Source organism: Pseudomonas sp. E6002 (assembly GCF_013385565.1).
GTDB lineage: Bacteria > Pseudomonadota > Gammaproteobacteria > Pseudomonadales > Pseudomonadaceae > Aquipseudomonas.
Map to the genome: position 1 here is coordinate 591621 of NZ_JACAPT010000009.1, position 18088 is coordinate 609708.

18 protein-coding genes are annotated in these 18088 nt (G+C 62.7%); 9 read left to right on the forward strand and 9 right to left on the reverse strand.

What is annotated here, in order from left to right:
- Positions 1 to 74: 74 nt before the first annotated feature.
- Genes folE2 through HX815_RS09055 form a run of 7 tightly spaced genes read left to right on the forward strand, consistent with a single transcriptional unit; the run spans position 75 to position 5717 of the window.
- Positions 75 to 971: a GTP cyclohydrolase FolE2 gene (gene folE2 / locus HX815_RS09025; protein WP_102604032.1), complete on the forward strand. Its 897-nt coding sequence runs from the start codon at positions 75 to 77 to the stop codon at positions 969 to 971.
- Positions 968 to 1636 carry a metal ABC transporter ATP-binding protein gene (locus tag HX815_RS09030; protein WP_008439505.1) on the forward strand — a complete coding sequence of 223 codons (669 nt, stop codon included), beginning with the start codon at positions 968 to 970 and terminating at the stop codon, positions 1634 to 1636. The genes folE2 and HX815_RS09030 overlap by 4 nt, the downstream gene beginning before the upstream one ends.
- A complete protein-coding gene (locus HX815_RS09035; protein WP_003213483.1) occupies positions 1636 to 2502 on the forward strand; it encodes a metal ABC transporter permease in 867 nt (288 codons plus the stop codon). Before HX815_RS09030 ends, HX815_RS09035 begins: the two co-directional genes overlap by 1 nt.
- A gap of 11 nt (positions 2503 to 2513) precedes the next feature.
- Positions 2514 to 3398, forward strand: a complete 885-nt coding sequence (locus HX815_RS09040) for a metal ABC transporter substrate-binding protein (protein ID WP_003213485.1) — start codon at positions 2514 to 2516, stop codon at positions 3396 to 3398.
- Positions 3395 to 3820 carry a phosphoribosyl-AMP cyclohydrolase gene (hisI, locus tag HX815_RS09045; protein WP_003213487.1) on the forward strand — a complete coding sequence of 142 codons (426 nt, stop codon included), beginning with the start codon at positions 3395 to 3397 and terminating at the stop codon, positions 3818 to 3820. The genes HX815_RS09040 and hisI overlap by 4 nt, the downstream gene beginning before the upstream one ends.
- Positions 3817 to 4377 (forward strand): DapH/DapD/GlmU-related protein, encoded by a 561-nt coding sequence (locus tag HX815_RS09050; protein ID WP_087694587.1) that lies wholly within the window; start codon positions 3817 to 3819, stop codon positions 4375 to 4377. The genes hisI and HX815_RS09050 overlap by 4 nt, the downstream gene beginning before the upstream one ends.
- 2 nt (positions 4378 to 4379) lie before the next feature.
- Positions 4380 to 5717, forward strand: coding sequence for a dihydroorotase (locus tag HX815_RS09055; RefSeq protein WP_102370193.1), 1338 nt, complete (start codon positions 4380 to 4382; stop codon positions 5715 to 5717).
- Positions 5718 to 5859: 142 nt separating this feature from the next.
- Here the strand turns inward: HX815_RS09055 and HX815_RS09060 are convergent, their stop codons facing one another.
- On the reverse strand, positions 5860 to 6381 hold the full coding sequence (locus tag HX815_RS09060; RefSeq protein ID WP_003213494.1) for a DUF3617 domain-containing protein: 522 nt from the start codon (positions 6379 to 6381) through the stop codon (positions 5860 to 5862).
- A gap of 130 nt (positions 6382 to 6511) precedes the next feature.
- On the opposite strand from HX815_RS09060, the gene cls reads away from it, so the two are divergent.
- Positions 6512 to 7951 carry a cardiolipin synthase gene (cls, locus tag HX815_RS09065; protein WP_003213496.1) on the forward strand — a complete coding sequence of 480 codons (1440 nt, stop codon included), beginning with the start codon at positions 6512 to 6514 and terminating at the stop codon, positions 7949 to 7951.
- 145 nt (positions 7952 to 8096) lie between these two features.
- Here the strand turns inward: cls and cfaB are convergent, their stop codons facing one another.
- From cfaB to hflK, 8 genes are all read right to left on the reverse strand, one after another.
- Positions 8097 to 9281 (reverse strand): C17 cyclopropane fatty acid synthase CfaB, encoded by a 1185-nt coding sequence (cfaB, locus tag HX815_RS09070; RefSeq protein WP_177022405.1) that lies wholly within the window; start codon positions 9279 to 9281, stop codon positions 8097 to 8099.
- 87 nt (positions 9282 to 9368) lie between these two features.
- The gene (locus HX815_RS09075) at positions 9369 to 10154 is read right to left on the reverse strand and encodes a DNA-binding domain-containing protein (RefSeq protein ID WP_003213499.1); all 786 of its coding nucleotides are present in this window, start codon (positions 10152 to 10154) and stop codon (positions 9369 to 9371) included.
- Positions 10145 to 10990, reverse strand: coding sequence for a DUF692 domain-containing protein (locus HX815_RS09080; protein WP_087694584.1), 846 nt, complete (start codon positions 10988 to 10990; stop codon positions 10145 to 10147). Before HX815_RS09080 ends, HX815_RS09075 begins: the two co-directional genes overlap by 10 nt.
- 67 nt (positions 10991 to 11057) lie before the next feature.
- Positions 11058 to 11309 carry a hypothetical protein gene (locus tag HX815_RS09085; RefSeq protein ID WP_003213503.1) on the reverse strand — a complete coding sequence of 84 codons (252 nt, stop codon included), beginning with the start codon at positions 11307 to 11309 and terminating at the stop codon, positions 11058 to 11060.
- Positions 11310 to 11416: 107 nt separating this feature from the next.
- Positions 11417 to 13312, reverse strand: a complete 1896-nt coding sequence (locus HX815_RS09090; RefSeq protein WP_102604026.1) for a cation-translocating P-type ATPase — start codon at positions 13310 to 13312, stop codon at positions 11417 to 11419.
- The gene (locus HX815_RS09095; protein WP_177028084.1) at positions 13309 to 14343 is read right to left on the reverse strand and encodes an SPFH domain-containing protein; all 1035 of its coding nucleotides are present in this window, start codon (positions 14341 to 14343) and stop codon (positions 13309 to 13311) included. Before HX815_RS09095 ends, HX815_RS09090 begins: the two co-directional genes overlap by 4 nt.
- Positions 14340 to 15335 carry a protease modulator HflC gene (gene hflC / locus HX815_RS09100; protein ID WP_371135987.1) on the reverse strand — a complete coding sequence of 332 codons (996 nt, stop codon included), beginning with the start codon at positions 15333 to 15335 and terminating at the stop codon, positions 14340 to 14342. Before hflC ends, HX815_RS09095 begins: the two co-directional genes overlap by 4 nt.
- A 12-nt stretch (positions 15336 to 15347) precedes the next feature.
- Positions 15348 to 17279: a protease modulator HflK gene (gene hflK / locus HX815_RS09105; protein ID WP_177028085.1), complete on the reverse strand. Its 1932-nt coding sequence runs from the start codon at positions 17277 to 17279 to the stop codon at positions 15348 to 15350.
- A 184-nt stretch (positions 17280 to 17463) separates the two neighbouring features.
- Between hflK and HX815_RS09110 the strand changes: the two genes are divergently transcribed.
- Positions 17464 to 18087 carry a CDP-alcohol phosphatidyltransferase family protein gene (locus tag HX815_RS09110; protein ID WP_102370198.1) on the forward strand — a complete coding sequence of 208 codons (624 nt, stop codon included), beginning with the start codon at positions 17464 to 17466 and terminating at the stop codon, positions 18085 to 18087.
- Position 18088 lies beyond the last annotated feature (1 nt).

Sequence of the window (18088 nt, forward strand, 5' to 3'; positions counted from 1 at the left end):
AGAACAGAAAAACTTTCGTCGTTTCAATTGTAATAATATAACATGTCTTTTTATTTCCAACGATGGACCTGCTCATGAACGCGCTGACTCTGCCCGATATCGCCGCGCAGGCTTCACGCCAAGCCTCGCCGCTCGATTGGGTGGGCATGTGCGGCATTGCCCTGCCCATTCTGATCGACGGCCAAAGCCTTAGCGCCACGGCTGATGCCGGCGTCAGCCTGGACGACGGCGAGGCCCGTGGCATTCATATGTCACGGCTTTACCTGGCGCTGGAAATGCTTGAACAGCAGCCGCTTACGCCAGCACTGCTGCGCAGTGTATTGCAACGTTTTCTCGACAGTCATGAAGGTTTATCCACAAATGCCTACCTGCGAATTCATGCAGGTCTGCTGCTGAAACGTCCGGCGCTGGTCAGCCCGTTGGCCGGCTGGAAAAGCTACCCGGTGAGCATCGAGGCGCGCCTGGAAAACCAGATGTTCCACGTGGAACTAAAAATTGACGTTACTTACTCTTCAACCTGCCCTTGCTCCGCTGCCCTCGCCAGGCAATTGATTCAGCAGCAATTTATCGAGGACTTTGCCGGCACACCGCTGCAGCACGAAGACGTACTGACCTGGCTCGGCAGTGCAAACGGCATCGTCGCCACGCCCCACAGCCAGCGCAGCAGCGCGCTGTTGCATGTACGGCTTCAGGACGATCAGCCAACACTGCCGCTGACCCAGTTGATCGACGAAACCGAAGCCGCCCTCGGCACTGCCGTGCAGACCGCCGTAAAGCGTGCAGACGAACAAGCCTTCGCCCTGGCCAACGGGCAGAACCTGATGTTCTGCGAAGACGCCGCCCGCCGCCTGAACCTCGCCTTGAAACGCTCGGATGCGGTCAATGCCTTCCACTTGAGAGTGATCCACGCCGAAAGCCTTCACGCGCACGATGCCGTGGCCGAAAGCCGCTGGACGAGACCTTCCGAATGATCACCTGCACCGCTTTGCGCTGGGGCGCCCCCGGCCAACCACTGACCCCCGCCGTGGATTTCACCCTGGAAAAAGGCAGCCTTACCGGCATCATCGGCGCCAACGGCACCGGCAAAAGCAGCCTGCTGAAAGTTATCGCCGGATTGCAGAAGCCACTGGCGGGGAAAGTGACGATCGATGTTCCACGCCGAGGTGGCCTGTCGTTTTTGCCCCAGCAACAGAACCTCGATCGCCAGTTTCCTATCAGCCTTGAAGAATTGGTGGCCGCCGGTTTCTGGGGCAGCAGGCAAACCCCGCAACAACGTACCGAACGCCTGAGCGCCGTGCTCGAAGACTGGTGCCTCAGCGGCCTGGAGCATCGGCCGTTGATGGCCTTGTCGGGCGGCGAACTGCAACGCGCCCTGCTCGCCCGCATGAGCCTGGCCGAGTCGCCGATATTGCTGCTGGACGAACCCCACGCCGCCCTCGACGAAGACGGCCAGGCGCTGTGCTGGAAACACATCCACGCCTGGCACGACGCAGGCCGCACGGTGGTCGTGGTGTGCCATGACCTCGGCTCCGTACGCCAACACACCCAGCAAGTGGTGCAGATCAAAAGCAGTGGCTGCGTGTTCGGCTCCAGCAAAGAACTGATCCGCCCGCAGCCGCAAATGCAGGTGGCCTGATGCACTTCGCCGCCCACCTGTGGATGCCGTTTCTCGATTTCGTTTTCATGCGCCGCGCGCTCGTCGGCGGTCTGGTATTGGCATGCAGCACGGCGCCGCTCGGGGTGTTCCTGATCCTGCGCCGCATGAGCCTGATCGGTGACGCGGTGTCCCACGGCATCCTGCCCGGCGCCGCACTGGGCTTCTGGTTTGCCGGCCTGAGTTTGCCCGCGCTGACCATCGGCGGCCTGGGCGCCGGCCTGAGCATGGCCGGTCTCGCCGCCTGGATTACCCGTCGCACCGGGCTGAAGGAAGACGCCAGCCTCGCCGCCATCTACCCGATCTCCCTGGCCAGCGGCGTGCTGATCCTCGGCCTCGCCGGAAAACGCCTGGACCTGCTGCACCTGCTGTTCGGCTCGGCCCTGGCGGTAGACGGCCCGACCCTCACCGGCATGCTCTGGGTCTCGGGCTTCAGCCTGATCGCCATGGTGGTGATCTACAAACCGCTGCTGCTGGACACCCTCGACCCGCTGTTCCTGCAAACCGTCAGCCGCCTCGGCCCGCTGGCCCACGGCCTGTTCCTGACGCTGGTGGTGCTGAACCTGGTGATCGGTTTCCAGGCCATCGGCGCGTTGATGGTGGTCGGCCTGATGATGTTGCCGGCGATTGCTTCACGTTTCTGGAGCCGGCGCCTGCCGGTGTTGATCGCCATATCAGCGGTGCTGGGATGCCTGTCGGTCTGGCTTGGCTTGTTGCTGTCGTTCTACTACTCGCTGCCCAGCGGCCCGGCAATTGTGCTGGTGGCTGGCGGCTGGTACCTGCTGTCCGTGGTCTTCGGTCCGGTGCACGGCTTGCTGCGCCGCCCGCCTTTGCTTACATCCCAATGAGGTGTTTCCCGATGCGCGCTCTACTCGTGCTGTTCAGTGTGTTGCTGCCGCTGTCGTTCGCGACGGCCCAGGCTGCCGACAAGCTTCAGGTGGTTACCAGCTTCAGTATTCTTGACGACATGACCCACCAGGTCGGTGGCGATCATATCCAGATCAGCAACATGGTCGGCCCCGACGCCGACGCCCACACCTACGAACCAACACCAGACGATGCCAAGGCCCTGCTCAAGGCCAAGGTGATCATCAAGAACGGCCTGGGCTTCGAACCGTGGCTGGATCGCCTGGTCACCAGCACCGAGACCAAGGCCACTGTGGTCACTGCGAGTAAAGGCGTGCTCTCCCACACCATGGAAGAGGACGGCGAAACCATCCCCGACCCGCACGCCTGGCACAACCTGGCCAACACCGTTATCTACGTGAACAACATCACCAAGGCGCTGATCGCTGCCGACCCGGCCAACAAGGCCGACTACGAGCACAACAGCCAGGTGTACCTGAAAGAAATCTACCGCCTGCTGGCTGAAGCCAAGGCCAAGTTTGGCGCGCTGCCACCGGGTAACCGTCGCATCGTCACCTCTCATGACGCCTTCGGCTACCTGGGCCAGGCCTACGGTATCGAGTTCCTGTCGCCTCAAGGCCTGTCCACCGAACGTGAACCGTCGGCCGCCGAAGTCGCCACGCTGATCACCCAGATCCGCAAGGACAAGGTCAAGGCCGTGTTCATGGAAAACATCAAGGACTCGCGTCTGCTCCAGCAGATCGCTGATGAGAGCGGCGCGCAGATCGGCGGCACGCTGTATTCGGACGCCCTGGCTGCAGAAGGTCCGGCCAGCACCTTTACCGGCCTGTTCGAATACAACCTCAACACCCTGTGCGCGGCCCTGAGCAAGCCATGAGCCTGAGCATGCTTGACCTGGAAGAGGCTGCCATCGGCAGCCGCTTTCCACTCGATAGCGTGCTCGACGCCCTGCCGTGGAACAGCGATGGACTGATCGCCGCCATCGCCCAGCAACACGGCAGCGGCGAAGTGTTGATGCTGGCCTGGATGAACCGCCAGGCCCTCGACGAAACCCTGGCCACCAGGCACGTCTGCTACTGGTCCCGCTCGCGCCAGCAACTGTGGCGCAAGGGCGAAACCTCGGGCCACTGGCAACTGCTGGTGGAGGCCCGCCTGGATTGCGACGGCGACGCGGTATTGCTGATCGTCGACCAGCAAGGCCCGGCCTGCCACACCGGCCGGCCCACCTGTTTCTACAACGCCATCGACGGCCATCACGTAAACATCATCACCGCGCCTCTCAAGGAACCTGACCCATGATCCGCAAGAACCCTTCCGGCGATCTGCCCGTGATTGCCGAATCGGCCTACGTCGACAAAACCGCAATCATCTGCGGCAAGGTGATCATCGGCGAAAACGTATTTGTCGGCCCTTACGCGGTGATCCGCGCCGACGAAGTCGACGCCAACGGTGACATGGACCCGATCACCATCGGTGCCAATTCGAATATCCAGGACGGCGTGGTGATCCACTCCAAATCCGGCGCCGCCGTAACCATCGGCGAGTTCACCTCCATCGCCCACCGCTCCATCGTCCACGGGCCCTGCACCGTTGGTGACCGGGTGTTCATCGGCTTCAACAGCGTGCTGTTCAATTGCGTCGTCGGCGATGGCTGCGTGGTGCGGCACAATTCTGTAGTCGACGGCCGCGATTTGCCCGACGCGTTCTACGTGCCCTCCACCACCCGCATCGGCCCCAACACCGACCTGTCCCAGTTTCCGCCGGTGAGTGTCAGCGCTTCGGAGTTTTCCGAAGACGTGGCACGCACCAACGTCGACCTGGTGCTGGGTTACAAAGCCCTGCAAAACGAGTTCTGACCATGAGCCGCCTGCTGATCCGCAACGCCCGCCTGGTGAACGAAGGCGAGGAATTCGAGGCTGACCTGCTGGTCGCCAATGGCCGTATCGAGAAGATCGCCGGCAGCATCGACAACGCCAACGCCACCGTGGAAATCGACGCCCAAGGCCAGTGGCTGCTGCCGGGAATGATCGACGACCAGGTGCATTTCCGAGAACCCGGCGCGCCGGACAAAGGCAGCTTCTACAGCGAGTCCCGCGCGGCGGTGGCGGGTGGCATCACCAGTTTCATGGACATGCCCAACACCAACCCGGCGACCCTGAACCTGGAAGCCCTGGCCGACAAGAAGCGCCGCGCGGCGCTGCATTCGGTGGCCAACTATGGCTTTCACTTCGGAGTGAGCAACGACAACCTCGACACCGTCGCCGCGCTGGACCCGCGGGAAGTCGCCGGGGTCAAAGTGTTCATGGGTGCGTCTACCGGCAATATGCTGGTGGATGATCCGAAGATCCTCGAGCGTCTGTTCGCCGAGGTGCCGACCATTCTCCTGGCCCACTGCGAGCACACCCCCAGCATCCTGGCCCGCGAGCAAAGGATGCGCGAGCGTTTCGGTGAGCACATTCCTGCCGTGGCGCACCCGCTGATCCGCGATGCCGAGGCCTGCTATCGCTCCTCGTCCCTGGCGGTGGAACTGGCCAAGCGGCACGGCACGCGCCTGCATGTGCTGCACATCACCAGCGCACGGGAGTTGGTGCTGTTCGAAGACAAACCCCTGGCGCAAAAACGCATCACGGCGGAAGTCTGCCTGCATCACCTCTTGTTCGATGACCGCGACTACGCCCGCCTCGGCCACCAGATCAAATGCAACCCGGCGATCAAGACACGCGCCGACCGCAACGCCCTGCGCCTGGCATTGTTGAGTGATCGTCTGGATGTAATTGGCAGTGACCATGCTCCGCACACCTGGGCGCAAAAACAGCTGCCCTATCGCGAAGCGCCGTCAGGCTTGCCGCTGGTGCAACACGCCTTGCCGGCGCTGCTGGAATTGGTCGCCGACGGCCTGCTGCCGCTGACCACGCTGGTGGCGAAAACCAGCCATCGGGTCGCGGACCTGTTTGCGATCCCCGACCGTGGCTACCTGCGCGAAGGCTATTGGGCCGACCTGGTGCTGATCCAACCCGAGCCTCACGGCAAACCCGTCAGCAGCCAGCCGATCCTGGCCCGCTGCGGCTGGACGCCCTTTGCCGGGCGCAGCTTCCGGCACAGCGTCAGCACCACGCTTGTGTCCGGCCACCTGGCCTGGCACGACGGGCGCGTGCACGACAGTTGCCAGGGGCTGCCGCTGCATTTCCAGCGTTGAAGAGACTCTGTACCTGGCAATCCAATCAAATGTGGGAGCGGGCTTGCTCGCGAATGCGGTGGGTCAGCCAATACACCTGTGACTGATTCACCGCATTCGCGAGCAAGCCCGCTCCCACATTTTGATCGGGGTATGTCTTAGGTTAAGCGCGGGGTTTGACCGTACCGCAGTTGCTGCCCAACCACTGCGCGTGGGTGTCCAGGCTGCCCTTCTGCTGTACGCCGGTGGCGTTGAAGGTACCGTTAACCGTAGTGGTGAATTCCTGCTGGCTCTGGAACGTCGCCACGCCAGTGCCCTGGGCTTTCGGGCAGCTGAAACGGAATTTCCATTGGTTGCCGGTCTTGTCCGTCACTTCCTGCTTGCAACCCGATTGCGGGTCGGTCAGCGGGATGGAATCGGACGCCACCTGGGCCGGGGTCAGGCACACCTGTACGCCTTTGCCGGCCATGGTGATGCCTTGCTTCTCAAGCATCGCGCGTTGTTCCGGGGTCATCTGTTGCTTGAGCTGACCGAGGATCAGCGACAAGTCCGGCAGGTCCTGGTTATCGACCTTCATGTTGCTGGTGGTCAACTCCCACAAGCCCGGCGCCAACATCTGCGCTTGCGCCGCCACAGGCAGCGTCAAACCAACAACCATGGCCAAACCAAGCAGACGAGCATTCATCGGGTAACTCCTGGGCAATTGTCGGCGTTAGACGCCGCAAAAGCGCCAGTGTTGCACAGCAAATAAAATAGCGACATTCGTGGCCGAACATGGTCTGTTAGGCACTTGTTCGTCAGGAGTACCGTTGTCCATGGATTTCTTTGGCCCGCACCTGCTCGCCTATTTCATTGCCACCCTGCATTTTCTGGGCACCCTCGCCGCCATCCATGCGGTGCTGACCGTCAGGACCGCCCAAGGCTCGATTGCCTGGGCATTGTCGCTGATGTTCATCCCCTACCTGACGCTGATTCCCTACCTGATCTTTGGCCGGAGCACTTTCGACGCCTACATTCAGGCGCGGCGCCAGGCCAACCAGGAAATGCACAAGGCGATCACCGAGCTGAACTGGCGCCCATGGGTTGAAGAGGCATTGGCCGCGCGCAACTCCCAGGCCTACGCTTCGCTACGGGCCATGCCCAAGCTGGGGCGCATGCCGTGCCTGGCGAATAATCAGGTGCGTTTGCTGATCAATGGCGAGGCTACGTTCAGCGCGATTTTCGAGGCGATTCGCTCGGCAAAGACCGCCGTGCTGTTCCAGTTCTTCATCATTCATGACGACGAACTTGGCCGCCAACTGCACACCTTGCTCAAGGAAAAAGCCGCCGAAGGCGTAGCCATTTTCGTGCTGTACGACCGTATCGGCAGCCATGCCCTGCCCCATCGTTATGTGCAGTCGCTACGAGACGCCGGGGTGCAGGTCAAGGCCTTCGCCACGCGCAGCGGCTGGCTCAACCGCTTCCAGGTCAACTTCCGCAACCACCGCAAGATCGTGGTGGTGGATGGCATTACCGGGTTCGTCGGTGGGCATAACGTCGGCGATGAGTACCTGGGCAAGAAACCGCCGCTGGCGCCATGGCGTGACACCCATGTGCAAGTCAGCGGCCCGGTGGTGGCGTGCTTGCAGGAATCCTTTGCCGAAGACTGGTTCTGGGCCTCGCGTGAGCTGCCGCCGCTGCTGCTGCCGGATACCTACCCGGACGACGGCGTGCTCTGCCAGTTGCTGGCCAGCGGCCCGGCGGACCCTTATGAAACCTGCTCGCTGTTTTTCGTCGAGGCCATTCATGCGGCCACCGAGCGGGTATGGATCACCAGCCCGTATTTCATTCCCGATGAGGCGGTGTTTGCGGCTTTGAGGTTGGCGGTATTGCGCGGTGTCGACGTGCGCCTGCTGCTGCCGTCACGGCCGGATCACCGCATCGTCTACGCCGCTTCCAGCCTGTATGCGATCGAAGCCGTGCGCGCCGGGGTGCGGGTATTCCGCTATACGCCAGGATTCCTGCATCAGAAAGTGGTGTTGGTCGACCGTGAAATCAGCGCCATCGGCAGTGCGAACCTGGATAACCGCTCGTTCCGGCTGAATTTCGAAGTGATGTTGCTGACGGTAGATGACACTTTCGCCAGCCAGGTGGAGCACATGCTGCTGGAAGACTTCGCCCTGGCCCATGAAATCAGCCAGGAAGAAAACCGCCAGACCCACCGCCTGCAACAATTGGGCATGCGGATCGCGCGGCTGATTTCTCCAATTTTGTAAGGCTTGCACCGAATCCAATGTGGGAGCGGGCTTGCTCGCGAAAGCGGAGTGTCAGTCACTGAATGTGTTTCTGATCCAACGCCTTCGCGAGCAAGCCCGCTCCCACACAAGCCCGCTCCCACATTCAGATCACCGGTAACATTGCTTACTGGTACAGGTCATCCCGCGTCCACGGCAGCTCATGGCTACCATCGGCATGGGGTTTCACCGCCAGAATCTGATGCAGGTTGATCCAGCCCCGGGCAAACGCATACGCACAGCCGGCCAGGTACAGGCGCCAAATGCGCAAGGCTTGTTCCGGCACCATCTTGCCTGCCGCTTCCAGGTTGTCTTCGAGGCGCTCGCTCCAGTGATCCAGCGTGCGCGCGTAATGCAGGCGCAGGCTTTCGACGTCGACGACTTCCAGGCCCACGTCGCTGATCTCGGCGGTCATCATCGACAGATGCGGCAACTCGCCGTTGGGGAACACATAACGCTCGATAAAATCCCCGGCGCCACGGCCTACGGGCCGGCCATCAATGTGCTTGGCGGTAATCCCGTGGTTCATCACCAGGCCGCCCTCACGCACCGCGCCGTAGAGAATCTTGCAGTACTCAGCCAGGTTGGCGTGGCCAACGTGTTCAAACATCCCCACGCTCACCACCTTGTCGAACCGGCCATCCTGGGGCAAGTCGCGGTAGTCGAGCAGCGTCAGCTCTACCTGGTCTTCCAGGCCTTCGGCCTTCACCCGCTCCCGGGCCAGCGCCAGCTGTTCCTTGCTCAGGGTGATACCAAACACCTTGACCCCGAATTCCCGCGCGGCATACCGCGCCAGCCCACCCCAACCGCAGCCCACGTCGAGCAAATACTCCCCCGGCTGCAGCCGCAATTTGCGGCACAGGTGGCGGAATTTGTCTTGTTGGGCTTGATCAAGGGATTCGCTGCCGGTTTCGAAATACCCGCAGGAATAGGCCATGTCGCGGTCCAGCCACAGCTGGTAGAACTCGTTGGACAGGTCGTAATGGTAGGAAATAGCAGCTGCGTCGGTGGCCTTGTCGTGGATCGAGCGCACCGGACGACTCCCCTCGTCGTCATCAACCAGGGCATGACTCAACTCGTCAACGACCCTGATCACTTCGGAAATGGAGCCTTCCAGCTCCAGTTTGCCCTCGACGAAAGCTTCGCCCAGTGAGTCGAGCGTCGGATGGCTGAGCTTGGAAACCATCATGGGGTCCTTGACCACAATGGTGACGCTGGGATCCGGGCCCAGGTTGAATTCATGGCCGTCCCAGAGTCGAAGACGCAGCGGTAGCTTGAGATTCTGTAAGGCCGGTGGAAGTTGCGCGAGCATGAGTAGTCCCCCCTTGTTTCAGACGTCTGAAATGAGGGTAGACCATCCACGGAAAAATTAGCAGGCTATCGAAACAATAGCGCCTTTCTATGGTGCCCGCCGCTGGAGCAAACCCTCCTGGACCCACTGTTTCAGCCAGGTAACCGCTTGCAATGGCGCGCCCTCCTGGTAAGTGACTGCCAACTCGGCACACAGTTCGGAAAAACTCCAACCGTTGGCGACCATGCCTGTCAGCGCGCAGGCTTGCGCCGGTTCAACGCTGCGGTATTGGCAGACATTCTGATGGCGCCAGACCAGGCACACCTGCGCCAACGGCAGGGCTTCGCTGCCGGGAAAGTCCCACTCGCCCTTGCTCGCACGCCAGATGCCCAGACTGTTGAAATCACACAGCACCTGCTGCACCGAGGGCACGAACTGCACCAGCAGCCCGGGCCAGTCTTCGGGCGGCAGCGTTGCCATGTCTTGCAGGGTCAACGGCTCGCCCTGCGGTGCATCAAAGGCCAGGGTGAATGCCCACTCGAGCCGCGCCAGCTCGGCAGGCGCCAAACCTTGCTCGCCATAATGCTCAACGATAAACCCGGGGAACCGCTCGCCAAACCAGCGCAGGCTGTAATGGGCCGAGGGATAACGGCGGGTATAGGCCGAACCCAACGCTGCAAACTCCTCGTCCCCCAGCCAATACCAGACGGCGCCGAAGTCGTCGCGCAGCACTTCCTGCAATCGGGCGTGATAAGCGTTGTGGTAAATCGCCAGGCCCGTCTCGACATCCAGGGTCGGGCCGCCGATCAAGGTGGCGCTGAAGCTGTTGCTGGCAGTGGAAGATTCGGCCAGCAAATGCCGCTCAAAGGCCAATTGCCAATCGATCAGGCGCATAACGCTCTCCTGTCCAGCGCGCTCGCGCCCAGCTCGCGGGCCTTGTTCAACTCGTCGAGCAGCTCCTGGAACGGCGGGAAATGGTCATCGCGTTCGAGCAAGGTCGAGACTGGCCCAAGGTGCTCCAGGGTCCGCTGATACAGCGCCCACACCGGATCGCATACCGGATGGTCATGGGTGTCGATCACGTAGTCGCCGTAATCCATATGCCCGGCCAGGTGCAGTTGGCGGATGCTTTCGGGCGGCAGGTTGCGGATAAATTCCCAGGCGTCGAACCCGTGATTGCGCGAGCTGACGTAGACGTTATTCACGTCCAGCAGCAACTGGCAGCCGGTGAGGTGGCTCAGGGCGTTGAGAAATTCCCACTCGGTAAACTCATCCGCCTTGGAGCGCACGTAGCTGGAGACGTTTTCCAGCACGAACGGGCGCTGCAACACATCCTGCACCTGCCGCACGCGAGCGGCGACGTGGTACAGGCTTTCTTCGGTGTAGGGCAGCGGCAGCAAGTCATGCAACTGGTGCGCGTTGCCACGGCTCCAGCACAGGTGATCGGAAATCCACGCCGGCCGGATGCGCTCGGAGAGCTGCTTGAGTTGTTTCAGGTAATCGGTATCGAGGGCATGGGGCCCGCCGATTGAAAGGGACACGCCATGCATCACCAGGGGATAACGCTCGGCTATCGCATCCAGGTAGTACAAGGCCTTGCCGCCCTGCACCAGATAATTCTCGGAGATCACTTCGAACCAATCCACGGCCGGCGATTGTTCAAGGATCTGCTGGTAGTACTCGCTGCGTAAACCCAGGCCGTAACCCAGACTCGGAAGGGAAGCGGACATAAAAACACTCCTGGGGAAAGTGTCCGCAGCGGAGGGGGGGCCCGCTGCGGTTGCACTCGGTTGTCGGTTATTCGCCGACTTTGCCGCCTTTCTGATCGCACATCGCCTTGCTCATCGACAGGAAGCCCTGGCCTTTGCAAGAACCCATGCCTTTGCAGGCGTGGTCTTTGGTTTTGCAGTCGTTCTGGCCTTTGCAGGCGTTGACGCCATAGCAATGGACCTGGGCGTCTGCTGCCTGTACCTGAGTGGCAACACCGGCAAACATGCCAGCAGCGGCGATAGCGAGGGCGGCACCAGCAGCAGCGGATTTGATGTTCATTGTGTATTCCTCATGATCGGTAGTGGAGCCGGTCTGAACGGATTGTTCAGTCTCGACATAGCACTAGAGTGAGGTCCCCCCATGGCGTTACAGCGCGACTGAAAAATTTATTCTTCGAGTTTCAATAGCGGCTCCTGGAACCGCAACAGACGCCCCGCATTGCCCAGCACCAGCAGCGTACTGAGGTTGTGCAGCACCGCCGCAATCATCGCTCCCGCCGCGCCCAGCCAGCCAAATGCGGCGAACACCACGATCGCCAGCGTCCAGCCCAGACCGATGATCACGTTAACCTGCAACGTGTGCCGGCACTGGCGACTCAAGCGCACACAGGTGCCCAGGCGCCGCAGGTCGCTGCCGATCAGCACCACGTCCGCCGATGCCAACGCGATATCCGCCCCGCCCGCGCCCATCGCCACACCGACCACACCCGCCTTGAGCGCCAACGAATCGTTGATCCCGTCGCCCACCACCATCGGCCGGAAACCGCTGCCGATTTCCCCCAGCACGCGATTGAGTTTGTCCTCCGGCAAAGCCTGGGCTTCGACGTCGCTGATGCCCACTTCCAACGCCAGGCTGTCGGCCACGCTCTGGCGGTCACCGGTCAGTAGCAGTTGGCGCCCCAGGCCCAATTCACGCAGCTCTTTCATCGCCTGGCGCGCTTCAGGTTTCACGCTGTCCGCCAGCAACAGCCAGGCAAGGAACTGCCCGTTCAACGCAAGCCCGGCAATCGGGCCGTCGTGATTGGGGACCGCCGTGGTCGTGATGCCCAGTTGCTCAAACAATTCCGGCCGGCCGAGGGCGGCTTCGCCCTGCCCGGTCTGGGCGACCACACCGAGGCCCTGGCGCTCGCGAATATCCGACAGCACCAGCATTTGTTCCTGAGTCGCCAGCCCCGCCAATGCCCGGCTGACCGGGTGGCTGCTGGCCGAGCCGAGGCTGGCCGCCAGATTGAGCAGTGCTTGCCGATCCGGCTCACGGGTGTCGATGGACTGCAAACGCAGGGTGCCAAACGTCAGGGTGCCGGTCTTGTCGACCACCAGGGACGTCAGGTCCGCCAGCTCTTCGAGAAACGCCGAGCTGCGAATCAGAATGCCGTGACGCGCCGCCACCGCAATGCCCGCAATCGCCGTGGCCGGCGCCGACAACACCAAAGCACACGGGCACGCCGCCACCAGCACCGCGAGCATCGCCTGGGCGTCATTGGTGACAAACCAGGTGACCGCCGCCAGCAACAGCACCAGCACCATGTAGCTGCCGGCGTAGCGCTCCAGCAATCGGGTGATCGGCGGCTTCGAACGTTCGGCGCTCTGCATCAGGGCGATGACTTTGCCCAGCGTCGACTCATTGCCGGTGCGGGTCACTTCCAGGCGCAGCAAACCGTCGAGGTTGATCGCGCCACCAAACACCTGCACGCCGACACTCGCTTCCAGCGGCACCGATTCACCGGTAATCGGCGCGGTGTCGAGGCTGGCCTGGCCCGACAGCACCACGCCGTCGGCGGGCACGCGGTCACCGGCACGCACTTCGACGATATCGCCGGTCTTCAGGATGCCGTTGTCCACTTCCAGGATCGTCCCGTCCGCCTGCACCAACCGTGCGTGGCTACGGGTCAGCTTGCCCAGGGCATGAATCGCTTCCTGGGAGCCGATGACGCTGCGCTCTTCCAGCACATGGCCGAAGATCATGATGATCGGCAGCAGCGCGGCGGTCAGCAGGTCACCGGTAGCCCAGGCGCCGAGCATCGCCAGCGCAATGAGTTGGTCGGTGATGCCATGCAAACTTGGATACCGCAGGCTGTACCAGGCCGAGCGCATCACGGGCACGGCCACCAGCAATGAGGCGACGCCCAACAGCAGTTGGCTCACGCCGGTCTGGTCCGGCGCCAGCCAGCGCCATACCAGGCCCAGGCTGAGCAGGCCCAGGGCGAGCATCGCCAGGGTCAGTTGCCGGGCGGCGCTGCGTTGTTCGGCCGACGAGAGCATCGGGGCTGCGTGGGCGGTCATTGTTCGGCTCCCTGAATGATCAGGCGGGAATCGTCTTTAGGGTCAACCGTGGTCACGGAGCCGGCCTGCCCGAGAATCTTCGGCAGGCGTTCGCGGTACAGGCGCAGCAACAGGCCGGGGTCTTGGACCTGGGCCAGGCTGGCGACGGTAGCGGTTTGCACCTGGGCGTTGGACAGCCGTTCGCTGGCCTGGGCGTGAGCCACTTGCACGGCGCGGTCGGCGTCCTGGTTAGCGGTCTGGGTAAGTTTTTCGGCGTCGGTGCGCGCATTGGCCACCGCCTTGTCGGCTTGCTGGCTGGCGGTCAGCACTGCGTTGAAGGCATTGACCGCCGGGCCCGGCAAGCTCGATTGCACGTCGACCCGGGTGACTTCGATGCCCAGGCCAAGGCCGGTGGACGCCAGGTCAGCCAGGCGTTGATTGATGCCGCGCACCAGGTCGCCACGCAGCCGTTCGCGGCGTTCGGCGGCTTGGTTGTCGGCGCCGATCAACTCGGGGCGCGCCACCAGAATCGTGTCCAGATCCCGCGCCGCAGTCAGCACCACAGCGCTGCGAGTGACCAGTCGATCCAGCGCCGGCAGCACGTGATCGCCCTGCAACACAAACGCGTAGGGCTCGGTGACCTTATAGAAGACCCGCACATCCAGCTGCACCACCCCGGCATCGCCGGTCAGCAGGTAACCGGAGCCGGCCAGGGCATCGCTCAGCGGCGTGGCAAAACTGGCCACGCGATCGGCTTGGGTGGCCGCATCGGAACGCAGCAGGTTTTCCACCCGGCGCTCAATCACCCGGTCCGCGGCGGGCAACAGCACCACTTGTTCAAACGGACGCGGCCAGGCCAGCAGCAGCCCGGCATTCTGGATCCGGTCCAGCGCGCCGAAGTGCAACACCACGGCACGGTTCTGCGGGTCGATCTGGCGCACGTTGGAAAACGCCCACGCCAGCGCGGCCAATACCGTCACCGCATACAGCGCCAGGAACGTCAGCCGTCCAGCCTGGATCCACGGGCTGTCGAGGCTTTCCCGCTCACTCATGGCTGGACATCCTTCGGCCCATCCACCAGCGCGCGGAAAGGCGCGGCGTCGGTGCGCAGGATGATCTTGGTTCCCGGCGTGACCACTGTGCCAAGGGTGTCGAGGGAACGCAGCAGGTTGTACAACTGCGGATTGCCGGCGTAGGCATGGCCATAAATCTGCGCGGCTTCGACCCGGGATTGCGCTTCGATGTCGGCGGCTTTCACCGTGGCGTCGGCCTGGACGATCCGCGCATCACGCTCGGCGGCCGAACGAATCTGCGCCGCTTCACGCTTGCCCACGGCGGTTCGTTCCGTGGCGATGGTCTCGCGCTCGGCGCGCATGCGGTCGACGGTGGCGGCGAGGGTCACCGAGGGCAAGGTCAGCCGTTCAACGCCCACCTGCACCACACGCACGCCATAGGTGGTGAGCAATTGTTGATCAATCTGCTGGCGCAACTGCGCTTCAAAATCGGCAATGCGCACCTGGCTGGCATCGGTGTTCACCAGGTTGGCCAGGTCGAAACTGGCGGCGGTGGTTTCCAGCGCCGAGCCGACAAAGGTACGAATCTGCCGCGCCGCTTCATCCGGCTGGTTCTGCACCGCGCGCATAAAGCGCTGCACATTGTCGGGGTCGCCCTGCACCTGCCAGGCCACGTAGGCCTGCACGATGATCCGCAGGCCATCGCGGGTGCCCACATCCTGCAAACCGCTGGAGGTGGTGCGCAGGCGCAGGTCCACCGGAATCGCCGCCTCGAACGGCGCCGGCCAGCGCCAGCCCAGGCCCGGCTCCAGCAATACCCGCGACGGGTTGCCGAAGCGGGTAATCACCGTGGCTTCACCGGAACGCACCTGCACCAGGCTCGCCGCGGCGACCGCGAACAGCACCAGCAATACCGCCCAGCCCATACGCCGCCAGGGGAACGGGCCGGCTTCGTGCTCATCGCCATGATGGTGATGATGGTGGCCGTGGTGGTGACCATGGCCTGCGTGATCGTGAGAATAAGCGCTCAACAGATGAACTCCTTATTGAACGGCTTTACGCGGCACCGCAGGGTCGGCCGGTAAGGTAAAGGAACGCAGATCGATGGTCGGTGCGCCACTGGCGCCCAAGCGATGATCAAGAATGAGTAACTTGGCGTGGGCCAGGCCCTGGCTCAGTTGGCTCAGGTACTGCTCCAGCACGAACGCCTGGCCGGCTTGTTGATAGGCCTTTTGTTCAGCGCTGAAGCGCAGGTCCGCCGCTTGGGCGCCGGCGCTGACTTCATGGGCCGTGGCCTGGGCCTGGTCGCGGGCGGTACTGGCTTGCAGCAACGCCTGGTTGGTCTGCTCACTGGCAGCGCCGCGCTCCCGGGAAATCAGCGCCTGGGCGCCGATCTGCGCAGCTTGCACCGCGTGGTAGGCATTCGCCGCACCGGAGGGCGGGTGAATGGCTTCCACCACGGTGGCGAGAATTTCCACGCCGCTGTCGAGTTTCTTCAGGTCCGCTTGCACCGCCTGGCCAATTTCATCGGCGAGGCTGTTGCGTTCCTCACCCAGCAACTCATCAAGGGTTCGCGAGGCAAACTCGTGGACGAGGATGCGGCTGGCGGTGCTGCGGATCAGCGTGGGCACATCGGCGCTGTTATAGGTGGCGGCGAGTGCGGCCTGGTCGGTCAAGCCGATGCGGTACACGAAGCGCACGTCCATATTGACGATCTGGAAGCTCTGCTTGTCGCCGCTGCTGCTGGCGATCACCTGGGATTTGTCATTTACATGGCTGGCGTCCCACAGGCGATTGGCGATCAGCGGCGCCGGGCCCTCGGCCGGAGCGACGTCGGTGTTTGCCGCTTCGCCAACGCTGGTGGCCAGCTCATGGACCACGCCGTTCTCCACGTTCAGCACGCGGCCGAGCGGCCATGGCAAACCGGCATGCAGGCCAGGCCCGAAGACCTCCACCGGCTTGCCAAAGCGTTCATAGATCCCACGACTTTGCAGGGCGACTTCATGCACGCCGGTCAGCAACCAGCCTACGGCCAGCACCACCACCAACACCGGCAGGAATGCCCGGCGCATGTAGGTGAAGGCCCAGATCTGCCGCAGGTCGATGCCGAAACGGTTGTGCAGTTCGTGCTGCAAGGCGAGCAACGGTTGCGGCGGCCAGCGCAGCATCCCGGCGATAAAACTTTGCGCCATCAGGCGCGGCTCAAGCCGCTCCTGGCGCGGGCTGAACAGCGACAGCAGGCCTCTTAGTAGAAACTCCAGCGCCACCAGGGCCGGCAACAGGCCGATCAACACGGCCAGGCGCAGAGGCCACACGGACTCTTCACCGGCAAACAGCAGACAAATCGCACTGATCACCAGGCAGATAATCGCCACCCGGCTCAGTTGCGCCAGTTGCACCGCTTCCGGCCATTGGGCGGTGCTTTCCTGGGCCATGCGCCGTTCAAACACCAGCAAGCCGAATGCCAGTGCCAAGGCAATGGCGGCGCCCACACTGGCAGCCTGGCCCAGCGCCGCGGCGGGCAAGGTCAAGCTCCAGAATTCCAGAACGCTGAAGAATGCCAGCAACGACCAGCCGCACAGCCAGAACACCGGTGCGCCAATCTGCACCAGCAAGCCGTTACCGACGCGACCGAACTGCCGGTTAAGCCAGTCAGGCTCTTCTTGTGGCAGCGGCGGTTCGATCAGCCGTGCAGCCGGCTCCTCCAGCGCCATGGCCCGCCAATCCGCGACCCACCACGCCGATTGCAAGCCAGCCACCAGCACCAGCAACGCCGAGGCGCAGTTGATCAGCACCACCGGCCAGATCGACAGCGGGGCGAACAGCGCCACAAACAGCGCCAGCATCCAGCCGCCGACCGCCAGCACCGTCAGGCCAATGCCGGCCTGCCTTAACCGGCGGGCATGAAACAACCCCTGCTGAAAACGCGGCAGCCCTTCAATGGCCACGTCATCAGCATCTAGATCCACTCGCATCCCCAAACGCCCACCCAGAAACAATTGGTTACCCTATAACGCGGGGCGTGAAATTTTTGTTTGGTTTCACACAGATAGTGACGAAAGCCCCAGAAACACGAGCCATCACTGGTTTCAGCGGTGATAAATCGGCACACTCCCCAGAGTTTTTCGCGGGCTTACGGACAAGGAAGCGTCACTCCCCATGATTTCGATCTATCAGCTTAAACCGCGTTTTCAGAACCTGCTGCGCCCGCTGGTGCAGCGCCTCTACGACAACGGCACCACCGCCAACCAGATCACCGTGCTGGCCGGGGTGGTTTCCCTGCTGGTGGGATTGCTGATTGCCGGCTTCGCACAACATGTGTGGCTGTTTGCGCTGATCCCGCTGTGGATGATCCTGCGCATGGCCCTCAATGCCATCGACGGCATGCTCGCCCGGGAATTCGGCCAGCAGTCGCGACTCGGCGCCTACCTCAATGAACTGTGCGACGTGATCGCCGACAGCGCACTGATCCTGCCGTTTGCGCTGATCCCCGAGGTCAGCCTGGCGCCGGTGTTGCTGGTGACGCTGCTGGCGGTGTTCAGCGAATACGCCGGCGTGCTCGGGCCGATGGTCGGGGCCTCGCGGCGCTACGACGGCCCGATGGGCAAGAGCGATCGGGCGTTTGTGCTCGGGGTGCTGGCCACCGGCGTGGCGCTGGGTTGGCTGGGTGCCGGTTGGGTCGATGCGGTGATGTGGCTGGTCGCCGCCTTGCTGGCCTACACCCTGGTCAACCGCGTGCGCCAAGGCTTGAAAGAAGAAACGAACACCTCCCCTTCTGCATAAG